General features: G+C 30.0%; 6 protein-coding genes and 1 pseudogene. All 7 read left to right on the top strand.

Features of this window, described 5'->3' with window-relative positions:
* Nucleotides 1-6,090 (top strand): annotated as a pseudogene (locus EI71_RS09265) (InlB B-repeat-containing protein); the annotation flags it as partial.
* Nucleotides 6,091-6,117: 27 nt separating this feature from the next.
* Nucleotides 6,118-6,849 (top strand): ABC transporter ATP-binding protein, encoded by a 732-nt coding sequence (locus EI71_RS09260; protein ID WP_162849933.1) that lies wholly within the window; start codon nucleotides 6,118-6,120, stop codon nucleotides 6,847-6,849.
* A 2-nt stretch (nucleotides 6,850-6,851) separates the two neighbouring features.
* Nucleotides 6,852-8,447, top strand: coding sequence for a hypothetical protein (locus tag EI71_RS09255; RefSeq protein WP_119016958.1), 1,596 nt, complete (start codon nucleotides 6,852-6,854; stop codon nucleotides 8,445-8,447).
* A gap of 3 nt (nucleotides 8,448-8,450) precedes the next feature.
* A complete protein-coding gene (locus tag EI71_RS09250; protein WP_119016957.1) occupies nucleotides 8,451-10,859 on the top strand; it encodes a hypothetical protein in 2,409 nt (802 codons plus the stop codon).
* Between the two features lie 20 nt (nucleotides 10,860-10,879).
* Complete coding sequence (locus EI71_RS09245; protein ID WP_119016956.1) at nucleotides 10,880-13,573, top strand: VanZ family protein; 2,694 nt, start codon at nucleotides 10,880-10,882, stop codon at nucleotides 13,571-13,573.
* Between the two features lie 19 nt (nucleotides 13,574-13,592).
* Nucleotides 13,593-14,582, top strand: a complete 990-nt coding sequence (locus EI71_RS09240; protein WP_119016955.1) for a putative ABC transporter permease — start codon at nucleotides 13,593-13,595, stop codon at nucleotides 14,580-14,582.
* Nucleotides 14,583-14,637: 55 nt separating this feature from the next.
* A partial coding sequence (locus tag EI71_RS09235) for an IS1 family transposase (RefSeq protein WP_147387551.1) occupies nucleotides 14,638-14,864 on the top strand: 227 nt, incomplete at its 3' end.

Below are 14,864 nucleotides of genomic sequence, written 5' to 3'. Positions count from 1 at the left end.
GAATTACCACAAGCTACAAATGCAGGTAGTTATACTGTTTATTATAAAGTAAACGGAAATGATAACTATAATGACATTGCTGCCGAAACTCTTGAAGTAACAATAGCAAAAGCAACATATGATATGAGTCAAATTACAATGACTGATTCTACAGTTACATATGATGGATTAGCACATGGAATCGAAATTACAGGTGTATTACCTACAGGTGTAACAGTAGAATATAGTGGTTTGGGTACAAATGCAGGCACATATACAATTGTTGCTACATTTACAGGTGATGCTACAAATTATGAAGCAATTCCTAACATGAGTGCGACATTAACTATTACAAAAGCATTTGTGACATTCACTAATCCAACAGCAAAAACAGGTTTAGTATACAGTGGTTCATCACAAGCATTAGTAAATGCTGGCTCTATTAGTGCAGGTTCAATTGAATATAGTACTAATGGTATTAATTATACAAATGAAATTCCAGCAATGATTAATGCTGGAACATACACAGTTTATTATAGATATGAAGTTGATTCAGTTAATTATGATACAACAGGATTAAGTGATTCAAATATTGAAGTAACAATAGCAAAAGCAACATACGATATGTCAGGAGTAAGCTTTAATGATGCATCTAAGACATATACAGGTTCAGCACAAAGTTTAGTAATTACTGGTGAATTACCAGAAGGTGTTACTGCTTCATATACAGGCTCAGGTATTAATGTTGGCTTATATGAAATTGAAGTATCATTTACAGGGGATGCTACAAATTATGAAGCAATCCCTAATATGAGTGCGACATTGACTATCACAAAAGCAACATATGATATGTCAGGAGTAAGCTTTGCAAATGCTACAAAAGTATACAACGGTTCAGCACAAAGCTTAACTATATCAGGTAGCTTACCAGAAGGAGTAAGTGTTGAATATAGTGGTTCTGGTATAAACGTTGGTACATATACAATTGTTGCTACATTTACAGGGGATGCTACAAATTATGAAGCAATCCCTAATATGAGTGCGACATTGACTATTACAAAAGCATCAGTTAATTATACATTACCTACAGCAAAAACAGGCTTAGTATATAATACTGAAGCTCAAGTATTAGTAAATGCTGGTTCTGTGAGTGTTGGTCAAATTGAATATAGCTTAGATAATGTTACATATTCAACATCAATTCCTACTGGTACTGATGTTGCTACATATACTGTGTATTATAGATTTGTAGTTGATTCTACTAATTATGATATAACTGAATTGGTTGATTCAAGTGTAGAAGTAACAATTAATAAGCCTGTTGCTACATTAGTAGCGCCAACAGCAAAAACAGGTTTAGTATATAATGAAACTTCTCAAACATTGATTAATGCTGGTAGTACAAGCGTTGGTACAATAGAATATAGTCTAGATAATTCTAATTTCCAAATTGCATTACCTAAAGCAACAAATGCTGGTAACTATACTGTTTATTATAGATTTAATGTTGATACCGAAAACTATGATACACAAGGCGTAGCTACAACTGGTTCATTTGGAGTGACTATATCTAAGGTTACATTGGCACATACTAATCCAACATCAAAGACTGGTTTAGTATACAGTGGTTCATCACATGCATTAGTAAACGCTGGATCCATAGATAAGGGTACAATAGAATATAGTTTAGATAACTCATCATATTCTACATCAATTCCAACTGGCATAAATGCTGGAGCATATACTGTATATTATCGATTCACATATGATACTATAAACTATGCAACTATTTCTAATGGAAGTGTACAAGTTACAATTGCTAAAGCAAATCCAACTTACACAATTCCAACAGGTTTAAATGCCACTCCATCCATGACTCTTGGAGATGTTGAATTGCCTAGCGGATTCACATTTAACGATTCATTAGAAACTAATGTTGGACCAGAAGGTGACAATGTATTTGTTGTTACATATACTCCAACTGATACAGCAAATTATAATGTAATTAATGATATTCAAGTAACTATTCAAGTTTCAGCACTTATTAGATTAGTAATAAATGCTGAAAACAATCAAGCTACTACTTATAATTCATCTGAGCAAGCGCCAAATGTTACAGTAAAGGCTGGTAGTACAGCTATTACATCTGGTTATACTTTGAGTTATTCATATAAATTGTCAAGTGCAACAAGTTATACTACTGGATTACCTACAAATGCTGGAACATATTCAATTAAGATTAATTGTACAGGCGAAGGTTATGCAGATGCTAACGAAGTGGTTGTGATTTATGTAATCAACAAGGCGACTTTAACAATTACAAGTTCTACAATTGGAATAAATTATGATTCGACATCTAGAACTCAAGCCCTTGTATTTACTTCAATTGCAAATGCTATTACATATACTGGTAATATGGGCAGTGATTCTATTACATTTACTATTAGTGGTATGCATAATGGTAAATATAAATATGGTACAGTTAGTGGTTCTTATGTAGCACCTACATCTGATACAATATTTGGCAGCAAATACACTAATGTAATAGGTTCAACTTATATTGCATATTTCACATGTTCAAATACTAACTATGTATTATCTACTGATAATGCAATAGTTAAATATAAAACTGCAAAGATTGGTTCTACATATTACACAATAGAAGATGCATTAGCTACAACTGGTACAATAACATTTGCTGGTGATTCCACAAGTGCTCAAACTTATGTAGCAACTACATTTACAAGTCTTGATACATCTATTACAGGATATCAAACAGCATATACTATCTCTAATAGAACAATGGTAGTTCCATATAAAAATCAGGCTACAGTAAAAACCGAACCTGATTTTGTAGAAACGGGATCCCAAACTTATGTATATAGTTCATTAATTATTCCAAATCATATTTCATTAACATTAACTGGTCAATCAACATTGATGATTGATGCAGATACAATTTATAGTCAGGGATCCTCAAGTACATGGGCTAATGTTAGAGGTGTTATTGTAAATGATGGTACAATTCGTTTTAATGGAAGTAAACTTTATGCTTGGGGTTATTTAAAAGGTGAAGGAAATGTGTATTTTGAAAATTCATCTGAAGCATATGATTTACTAGATTTATTCGATTTCTCTGGTGGTACTATAGCATCTAACATCAGTTCAAAATGTTTACCTTTTACAGCATGGACATTAAATAATATTTCATGTAAAGCATATTATTATTCTAGTTCAACATTGTCAGGCTATTCACATGCTAAGCTTTCAATAGTTGGTCATGTAAGTGGTACAGCTATGATAATTGGTAAATCTTCTTCTAGTAATGCTTTATTCTTACCGGCTTCTACATCAACTTCTAATTATATAGTTAAATATGGAAGCCCATCTATTAGTAATACTGCGACTGATACAACTGCTTTAAGATCAATTGTTGGCAATAATCAATTAAAAGGAATTAAGCAAATGGTTGAAATATATGGAAATTATATTGATAGTGTTGTATCAATTAGCATTAATGTAACAATAAAAACATCTACATCGATTTCATTACCTATTTCATACATGGATATTATCTTAAAAGAAGGTACAACACTAAACCTATCAAACTCAGATTATTTATTCCTTCCAGGAACATGTTTAGAAATAAGGGAAGGAGCAAGATTGAATGCTTCTAGCGGTGTTGATATTGTATTTATGCGTTGGAATTATTTCCAAAGTGGTTACAATTTCTTTACAAATTGTGTTGACAAAGTAGATGCATATTGTAATAATGCAGGCTCTATTTCTTCACAGGGTAAGATAGGTGGTCTAGTAGTGGCTGATGGAGAAGATGCAACCGTTGATTTAACCGGTGATGTAAATGCATCTTATACAATGTATTATAGAACTGGTGCTGAACCATATTACGAAACTAAAACAGTTCAATTGAAGATGTATTTGTATTCAGGTGTCGATGAAGGAAATGTCCTTAAGCTCATTGAGAATAAGGGATCATTCCATGGAATAATTGATAATAAGGGTATATTTGGATATTACGCAACCACAGCAGTGTTATCTTATAATTTAAATGGTGGAAGTGGAAATAATAGTTCAAAATCTATCACTATAGGAGTAGAAGGATATACTCTTTCTTCATCAGATTTACCATCAACTAATCCTACAAAACAATATTATGTTTTTGATGGATGGTATGTTGATACATTATTTACAATACCAGCTATCGGATATACAACATATTCTGGTTTGACATTAAATGCAAAATGGAATCCAGTTGAGTACAACATTAATTACGAGGATAAATATAAAAATAATTTTACAAGTGGTAACACTTCTACAAATAATAATCCAAGCACATTTAATTACGAAACGTTGACTGGTATTAATGATGCTATAAATGGTGAATATGTTTTCGCTGGTTGGTATGTTGATTCATCATGTAACACTAAGATTAATATGATAGATGGACATACATTAGTAAATTATTTATCAAATAATGCAATTACTTTATATGCACTTTGGTATAAGAATGGAACTGACAAATATGTTGTTAACTACATAAATTCCAATGCGGATATTACTTGTCCAATGTCAGATATTATTATTGATGAACAAGAAAACTGGGACTCATATCATTTACCAGTCATGAATGGTAATGATAATGATTATACTGTTAATATTTATTTTGATGGTTGGTATAATGGAAATTCAAAGATTACAAATTTAACAAAATCTGATTTCGTCTTAAATCCTGATACAGGGGATTATGAAATAACTTTAACTGCAGTTTGGAATAATAAAAACGTATTGGAGATTACAGTTTTAGAAGAGCATTATCAAACCGTATATTATAAGCCAGGATTCTCATTTACTATACCATCATTAGACTCTAGTATTACATTTGGTAATTTAGGCATGGTATTTATAAATTGGATATTTGATGGAACTGATGAGTATAATTCAGGTGATGTAGTAACACTAACTAATCAGGCAACTTTGTCACCTAATCTTCTTCATTTTGTTAAAATCAAAATAGGAGCAAATGATTATACTACAGTTACGGTTCAACTAACTGCTGGAAAAGGCTATATTGTAAATTATAATGATGAAACTGGAGTTTCATCTGCAACTGCATTTAGTGGTACAACAATATCAAACGATGAGACAATTTATGTTACACAAGGAAGTTCTTTCCAAGCTAAATATGCCTACAGTGGTAATAAAGATGATGGAAAGGCAACTATAACTAACACAACCCCAACAACGAATTTAACTACAAGTTATACAACTTATACTGTAACCGGAGTTAATGATGTTGTTATTACACCATCTGGTAGTAATTCTTCGAGTGGTACATGCCTACTTCCTACATCGTTAGTGATGCTTGCTGATGGAACAGAAAAGATGGCTAAGGATTTAACTATGGATGATGAAATTCTATCCTTCAACCATATTACAGGTAAGTTTGAAGCATCTAAGATTTCCTTCAATGTAGTTGTAGATTATCATTGGTTTGATGTGATTATATTAACCTTTGAAAATGGTAAGCAAATTGAGCTTGCAACAGGACATGGATTCTTCAATATGACAACAAACCGCTATGAGATTTATTATGGTCATGAATTTGAAGCTCATATTGGTGAGGTATTTGCTACTGTAGAATATGTAGATGGTGAATTTGTGATTGCTCCATCGAAGCTTGTTAATGTTGTAGTAGAAAAGAGATATACGCAAAAGGTATCTCCAGTATCTGAATATAATATTAACTGTATTGCAGATGGAATCTTAACTATTCCAGATGATATTGAAGGTATGTTTGATGCATTTGTATTCAATAGTGATTTAACGATCGATATTGAAGCATTCCAAGAAGATATAATGAATTATGGATTAATTACCTATGAAGAGGTATCTGATGTTGTTCCAGAATACCTATTCGATACAGTAAACTTCCAGTATTTCAAAATCTTTATTGCTAAGGGATACTTAAGCGTTGATAAGGTAAATCATTGGATTGAGGCATATCTACCATATATTATTGAACAGCATAATTTAGATTTCGATTTTGAAAATCGAGTTCCATTAACAAATGAATTATTAGGTCTTGAATAAATTCCTAATTTAGAAATGAGGCTTATCATGGAAGATGTAAAAAGCATTTTAGAGATTAAAAATTTATATAAGTCCTATGGTACAAAGGAAGTACTAAAAGGTATTAATTTAACCGTAGGTAAAGGCCAAATTGTAGGTCTTATTGGAAAGAATGGTATTGGTAAATCCACAACAATAGATTGTGTCACTGGATCTAAGAATTATAATTCTGGTGAAATCTATATTAATGGAACCAATATCGAATCGAATCCAATTGAAATCAAAAAGATGTTTGGATACATCTCCTCTGAGCCATGCCTTTATGAAACTATGACGGGCTATGAATATTTATCCTTCATAGCCTCCGTCTATGGTGTTTCACCAAGTGTTTTCCCAGCTAAGGTAGAAGAATTAAGGTCGAATTTTGATTTGACTGAAAATGATCTATCTGTAAAGATCAAGGGTTATTCTCATGGTATGAAACAAAAATTAAGCTTAATCGCATCCTTACTTCATAATCCAATACTTTGGATATTAGATGAGCCTACCGTAGGCTTAGATATTATGGTTTACCATTATTTAATGAAATGTATGCTAGATTTTGTTAAAAATGGTAAATCCATATTAATCACATCTCATAATCTAGATTTTATTGGTAAGATTTGTAATCGTGTTGATATTATTAATAATGGTATCATTTTTAAAAGTATCAATTTAGATGAAAATGAAGAATATAGGGGTAAGCTTGATCAGGTTCTAACGGAGATTTATGGAGGTTAGAAATGATAAAAAGCTTAATTATAAAGGAATTGAATATAACCTCCTTAGGTTATAAATTCAAAAAAGAAAACTTAATCAATACAATATTAGAACTACTGATTTATGCTGGATTTATTGTAATTGAGGTTTATTTATTCCATATGCTTACAAAGAAATTTCAAGCATACAATGGAGTAGAAGAAGCCTTCTTAATGATTTATCTATCCATAATTAGTATATTCTTAATATTGTTAATGACCTTACAAGCAAGAAAAAGCATCTACTCTATAGAGGATGCAAATATCATGCTAACTAAGCCAATTAAACCAAAGGATAATATCATCTCTAAAATTATATTTATCTATGGTAAGAATGTATTATTTAATTATTTTGTTGCATTCCCTATATTAATTAGCTATGCAATCAATATACATTCTTTAGTATATATTATGATTTTCTGTATCTTATATCCTTGGCTTATGGCCTTCTTTGAAACAGGCTTTGCCTGTATCTTGGTATTAGGAGCAGAAAAGCTTCATACCCTATTTCAAAAACATATTATTTTACAAATCGTAGGATCTATTTTAATTATTGTAGGCTTTTGTTATTTATATTCCTATATCTTAAATATCTTTATGGTATTAGTACAGGATGGAAATATAAGTACTATATTTACGAATGAAACCCTAGATATATTAAAGGCTATTGGTAATTTTTGTATACCTATAAGATTCTTTACTCCAGTATTTGAAAATGATTTTATACCATTAATCTATTTAGTGCTTATTGCTGGTGGAATATTAGTATTAGGTATCTTTTTAGCTTCCTATTTCTATTTGAGATTCATAAAAAATGAAAAGGAAAGTACAAATAGAAGCTATAAAAAATTTAAGAAGGTGGATACACCTATAAAAGCATTGCTAAAAAAAGAGGTAAAGCTTATCTTTTCTTCAAATTCCATATTTTCCTTTGCAGGATTATTATTTATGGAACCTATATTAACCTATGCAATTGTAAAGGCTATACATGTCATTTTTAAATCAGGTGTATTTACATTCCTAACTTCAATTTATACCTTTATCATTCCGATTATTGGTATTATCTTTGTTACCTTATTTAGTGTAATTATCAATACCTCCTCAAGCTTTATATTGCATAGAGAGGGCTATAATGGAATTAAGATTTGTAAGCTTATTCCAATATCCTATAAAAAACAGGTATTGATAAAAATGGCTGTGCCATTTATGGCATCCTTTATAGCATTACTTGTTAGTGTTGTTGTACTTGTTTCCTTTAATGAATTATCCATTTTAAATGGAGTATTCGCATTTATGATTGCATTAGTATTACAAATATTAATGGAAATGATTTGTGTATCTACAGAATTCAGAGGAAAAAGTAAGGAAGGCACTTCCTTAGCTGCAGTAATAGAATTAGTTTCTATTCTTTTACCTTTATTGGTTGTTGGATTAATGTTCCTATTTGCTTATTTAGGACTTCCATTCTATATTTCATTTTTAATTCCATTTGTTGTTATTTTAATTGTTACTATCCTATATTTTATTATCTTCTCTAAGAAGATGAATAAATTATTTATTCTACTAGAAACGAGGAATTAGGCTATGTCAAAGAAAACATTATTTCTAATCTTAATATTACCTTTTGCCCTAGCTATTTCCTTTTTTGCGGTCTCAGAATACCTAGTAACAAAGGTTAAGGCAGATATTCAAAATATTTCATGGGAATATAAAAATAATGAGGTATATGCATTAAGTGAGGGTGAGGTATTACTTGATGCAACACCAGTACTTGCCGATGGAGAAGAGGATGTGGATGCAACCCTAACTTGGGATGTCAAAAATTTAGATGATGCAGAAGATGCTCACGCATCCATTCGCTTTGATGGAGAAAACTATTATTTAGTTTTAGAAAGCATTGGTAATGTACTTGTTAGTGTTACCAATTCTAGTGGTAATATATCGAAATCCTTCAATGTAAAGATTTATGAGGGTGGAGTTGTATCGATTAACACAAAAAGATTAAGAAGCCAAAATTCTATTGAAGGACATGATTATTATGGTGAATATGATTTTAATGGCACAAAGGAAATTCCTGCAAGCTTCTATTTAGATGTTACCGTAAAGCCTTTTGATGTAATGAATTATATTACGATAGAAACAAGTAATAATATTGAATATAATGACCTCACAGGTAAGGTTACTATTTTATCTAGTGGAGAATCCTATATAAGATATAAATCGAATGAAGAGAATTATGTGGAAACAGAGGAATATGATTTTACCGTTATAAAGGATGGATATAATGTTTATAGCTATAATGATTTATTGAATTGTACGAATAAATCGGATGCAGGTAAGATTGTATGTCTACAAGCGAATTTAGAAGCATTCAACAATACCTATAGTTCGGATTTATCTAAGATGGATGAGACTACCGAGCTCTTTGGTAATTATAATCCAAAGACAAAGAAATATAGCTTTAATAAAGAGGTATATCGTTTTCTATCTACATACAATACGAATTTTATCGATCAATATAATGAAAAGAATTCGGATAAAATTTCTAAGGAGCTTATTGCAGGTATTCATATTCAAAAGGATTTCTATGGAAATGGTTATATTATCAATGAGCATAATTTAACATACCCTACAAAGACATTATCTACAGATGAATATCTAGTAGCCTTAGGTGAGGATGACCTTTTCCGAGGTCCACTTCCATATATTATTATTGGTACAAATGGATTACCTATTGTTAAAGCCTATGGACAGGATAATGTAGGATTCTATGTGGATGGAGATAATATTACCCTAAGGGATGTATATTTTAAGAATTGTAATTATTCCTCTACCTTAGAAAATAATGATTATACAGGTACTGTAGTTGAATTAAATGGAGATAATATTAAGGTTCTAAATTCTCATTTAACTTCTGGTAGAGTTGTACTTAGAAGCTATTCCAATAAGAATACTATTATTGAAAATACTTTAATGGAAAAGGGTAGAGAATTTATTGCAAGAATAGGCTCAAATGAATTTGTTGGTATAGATTCTACTAAGCAAATTGAATTTAGCTTCAAGGGACATGATTATAGCTATAGCTATGATGAATTCTTTATAGATCAAAATAAGGATAATTGGAATTTAAATCGTATTTCTGCAGCACTTCTTAAAACAAGCTATGTTACCGTAAATGAAGAGGATAAGAATTTATCCGATAGTGACCGTTTAGTTTTAGCAAGAATACTAAATGGTATCTTAAGCGATACATCCTTAGTTACAGAAAATAATACGCCAATTTATAAAAATGAAATTACATTTAAAGATTGCATTTTCTATCAATCGGGGTTATTCTCTATAGGATTAGATACTATCTTTAATGGACCATATATGTTTGATGGTTCCCCAGTTAAGAGTGTACTTCAAAATCTAGAGAGTGAGGGTATTGTAATACCAAATAAGATATCTGGTACGAATTACCCATCCATTCTTCATTTAGAAGGAGAAACCGAATTCTATGATTATAAAACCATAGATCAGGTAAATTTATCTTGTTTAATTGATACAACCTATTTAAATCAAACCATTAATGATATTTTAGGTAGTGAGCAAGAACAAAAGCTTACGATTGATGATTTCTTCCCAGTTAAGATTATCTTAGATAGAAGATGCAAGGAAGAAGGATATTATTATACCGATTCTTCCACTAATTATGTGAGTACACCATTTGCACTCTTTGGTGGAGGAATTAATCATTCCTTAATTGATACAGAAAATCTATCGAATAAGGATAAATTAATACAAAATATTAAATTAGATATTTATGAGGAGGTTTTAACAAAAACCACCTCAGATCAAGGTCAAACGATTGTGGTTAAGGGTGCAAATGTATTAAAGAAATGTGTTTCTATGGCACTTGGCTTTGAACCATTTGATTTAATGACCTATAAGGATGGCTATTTATTTAATGAAGCTATTCCAATTCAAAAGCTAAAGGCTAGAGCGAAATAAGAATAAGGAGGATTAAGGCTATGAAAAAGAAATCAAAACCATTTATAATAGCAAGATTGATCCTCCTTTTTATATTTATTGGAATTAATATATTCTTAATTATAGAATCTATTACTCCTCAAAATTCCTCTGCCAAGCAATCGAATGATTTAGGTAACGCGATTGTAAATGTCGTAAATGATATGGGTGGAGATCAAGCAGAGATTATTGAGCCCTCTAAGGTTATTATCAAAAATAAAATATCTGATGCAAATACATTGGATAAACTAACCCTAGATATTGAAACATTACCAGAGGATACAAGATATAAATCCTATATCTATAAATCCTCTAATTTGGAGGTTGCTACTATAGATGAATTTGGTAATGTAGAATTTATTAAGGAAGGAGAGGTAGATTTATTTGCTTATAATACCTTTAGTGATGAAATCTTTGATTCCTTCCATGTTATAGTTAAGGATATTAAGGCAGAATCGATAGCCTTAAATATTAAAGGTGCTACAAAGAAAGAGGATATTTATACTCTATATTTAGGCGAGGTATATACCATTTCAGCTAGCGTATTACCTAAGAATCGAACAAGTAAGGATATAATTTATGAATGTGTAGATAATCCATATATTGAAATAAATAATGAACAAATTAATGTCATAGGAGAATCCTTAGATAGTGTTATAGATATTCATGTTAAAGCTGATTCATTAGATGAGGTTATTCATGTAAAAACAAAGACAAAGCCTATAGAATATATTCCATTAAAATCTATAAGTATATCAGATATTAAAGGCTATGAAAATTCCAATATTTCTATAGTAAATAAATTAGAATTTAACCCATCGGATGCGACAAATAAATCCTATGAAATTGTTGAAATTTTAGATACAGCAATTGCAACAATAAACACACAAAAATCGATTAAATTATTATCTGAAGGAACAACCAAAATAAAGGTCAAGGTTATTGATTTAGATGAAATCTTTACAGGGAATATTATCGTTTTAAAAAGACCAGATTTAGTGGATTTTAACGCAACTGTAGAGGATTCATCTATATATGTAAATGAAACAAAAAAGATTAAATTATCGAATCCTTCTCCAAAGGATTCTATGATTCAAAATGTTAGCTATGAATCCTTAAATCCATCTCTTTTAAGTGTATCTGATAAAGGCTATTTAAAAGGATTAGGCGTTGGAGTAGGAAAGATTAAAATTACCTCAAATGGAATAGAAAAGATATTAGAGATTGAGGTATTAACAAGTATAGAGGATGTAACAGATTTTGTTGTTGACTATATAAAGGGGGAAAGTCCCTATGTAGAGGTATCTCAAGTCGATTTAAATGATTATTTTAAGGTTTCAAGCTTTATTCCCCATGACCCTATAAAATCCGTTATGACCTATGAGGTTATAAATGGTAATGCAGAGCTAAATGGTTCTAGTTTAAATATTTATGATGAGGGTAAGATAAGCCTTCTTATGATACATAAATCCTCAGGAATATCTAAAGTAGTAGATTTATATGCATATTATCCACTATCTATTGAGGATGATATTATAGAAAATACTTTAATATTAAATAAGGAATATGTATGTTCTATTCATTCTAATTCTATATATGATTATCATGTAGAGGTATCGAATAAGAATATTTCCTATATTCAAAATGAAGATGAAACCATTCTTCAAGCAAAAATGGTAGGAAATACTACTATATCCTTTTATCCTACGTTAGAGGATAAGATTTTATATGATGCTAAAATAGAATATCCTTTATCTATTATTCATAAGGATACAAAGAATATATCTATAGATATTAATATAAAGCCAGAAGGTGGGGATGAGGCAATATATAATAATCCAGATATATTAAATCTATATAAGAGTGATAGAATAACCTATCAAATTTTATTAGATAGTGATATTACAAGAAAAAGTATTCAGGTTACATCTTCTAACGAGTCTTGTATTAAGGTATCCAATAATAAGCTTTTGATTGTAGGTATTGGAAATACCATATTAAATTTCAAAGAGGAATATAGTAATTTAGATAGAACAATAAAGGTTCATGTATCGAATTTACTTTCCTTAAATGAAGAAAATAGTTTAAAAATTACAGGAAACTATACTATAAATGAGGATTCCATTACGATTATTAATGGAGAAGCTATTACGATAAAATATAATTTTACAAAATATTCTACGATTCAATCTACTATTTATTCCTCATCCGATTTATCCGTTGCCAAAATTGGAGATGATGGAGTTATAACTCCTATGGGAGTAGGAGAAGCAATCATAACACTAGAGGTAAAGGATTCTTCAGGTACCTTAGCGAAAAGTGAGGTAAAGCTTATTGTAAGACAAAAGGATTTTGTAGAGAATATATCCGATTTTATATATATTTATGTAAGAAAGGGTCTAGGCCATTTTGGTATATTCTTAATTTTAGCAATCTTTGCATCCTTATCCTGCTTTATGTTTTTTGAAAATAAGAAGTGGTGGCATGTCGCAATAAAAATAGGTATTATCTTTGCTTATGGATTCTTATTTTCAGGCTTTACAGAGCTTTTACAAATGATAACTCCAGGAAGATTTGGTCTTATGAGCGATGTTTTGGTTGATTTTTCTGGATATTCCTTAGCTGCAGTTTTATTATCTATTGGATTTATTATCCTTTTAATTGTAAAATGGAAGAAAAAGAAAAAAGAAGATTAACACATTGGGAGATGGTTTTATGCTGTTTGATATAAAAATGAATAAGAAATTCCCTTTTATTCATATATCAAAGGAAAGCTTATTTGGGATATTATTTGAATTTATTATTGTTGGAATATTAGGCTTTATATTAGAAACCTTATTAGATTATATTACTCAAAATCTATTTATAGATCGAGGATTCTTATGTGGTCCTTTTATTCCAATTTATGGAGTATTTATTGCAAGTATATGTCTTATAAATAAATTTCCCAAAAGAAATATAAAGAATTTTATATTCCTTGCAGCAATTATCTTTGTTGCCAGCTATATCTTTGAAGAAATCATAGGTAATGGATGTGAGCTTATATTTCATACAAAGCTATGGCAATATTCTACTTGGATGCCATTTAATAGTATGAGTAGATATACCAATTTAATTGTTTCTATTTGTTGGGGTTTAGGTGGAGCGTTATATTATTTAATTGCAATACCATTTATATTTAAATTATCTAAAAAAATAAGTAATAGAGTAAAAGTAGCTATAAGTGTTGAATTTGGTATTTTATTTATTGCAGATATTATTTATACATTAGTAAGAATAGCCATAAATCATGGGTATTATATATTATGGTGTTTTAGAGGAAGTACAGAATTAACATTATTTATTATTGGTATATTTGCGTATTTAATTGTTTTATACTTACTTATGGAATTTATATCTAAAGAAATATGCAAATTAAATAAGAAATTAGATGCATTAATGTTTGTATTATCATCTGTTATTATTTTACTTCCCTTCTTTAGTGCATATGATTACTTGCAAAGAAGTGGAAAAGCATTTTTTGAAGCACTTAGTGCATTAGGCTTTATTGATGTTGCTATACTTATTTATTTCGCTTTATTCTTCATTTTATTCTTTGTAAGCCTATATTTATATAAGCTTGTTATATATTTAATAGAAAAGAAAAAGTGCGTGAATGAAAAAATAAAGATTTTTGCTAAGTTCAAACAAAAAGTTGGTAAATAGACATCAATAATGTAAAAATAGAGTTTATACTTCAGTCAAAGTGAGGTATTTAACCATGACATTAGATGATTTAAAGAAATTAACACCCGTAGAACTAGACTTTATATCTGCACATATTTATAAATTGGTAAAGGATAGAGTAACTGAAGACACCAAGAATGAAGAAAACTTTAATCATGATCCAGATTGTTGTCCGCATTGTGGATCTCTTTCCTTCATTAAATATGGCTTTAACAAAGGAAAGCAAAAATATTACTGCAAAGACTGCAATAAATTTTTTTC

It is taken from the genome of Anaeroplasma bactoclasticum (assembly GCF_003550015.1).
GTDB lineage: Bacteria > Bacillota_I > Bacilli_A > Acholeplasmatales > Anaeroplasmataceae > Anaeroplasma > Anaeroplasma bactoclasticum.
The sequence above is the reverse complement of the archived record's forward strand: the minus strand, read 5'-3'. Positions and strand labels throughout refer to the sequence as shown.

Bases quoted from the DNA above. Each gene is read 5' to 3' on its own strand.
- EI71_RS09240 (WP_119016955.1), top strand. From the start codon at position 13,593: ATGCTGTTTGATATAAAAATGAATAAGAAATTCCCTTTTATTCATATA.
- EI71_RS09255 (WP_119016958.1), top strand. From the start codon at position 6,852: ATGATAAAAAGCTTAATTATAAAGGAATTGAATATAACCTCCTTAGGT.
- EI71_RS09245 (WP_119016956.1), top strand. From the start codon at position 10,880: ATGAAAAAGAAATCAAAACCATTTATAATAGCAAGATTGATCCTCCTT.
- EI71_RS09250 (WP_119016957.1), top strand. From the start codon at position 8,451: ATGTCAAAGAAAACATTATTTCTAATCTTAATATTACCTTTTGCCCTA.
- EI71_RS09260 (WP_162849933.1), top strand. From the start codon at position 6,118: ATGGAAGATGTAAAAAGCATTTTAGAGATTAAAAATTTATATAAGTCC.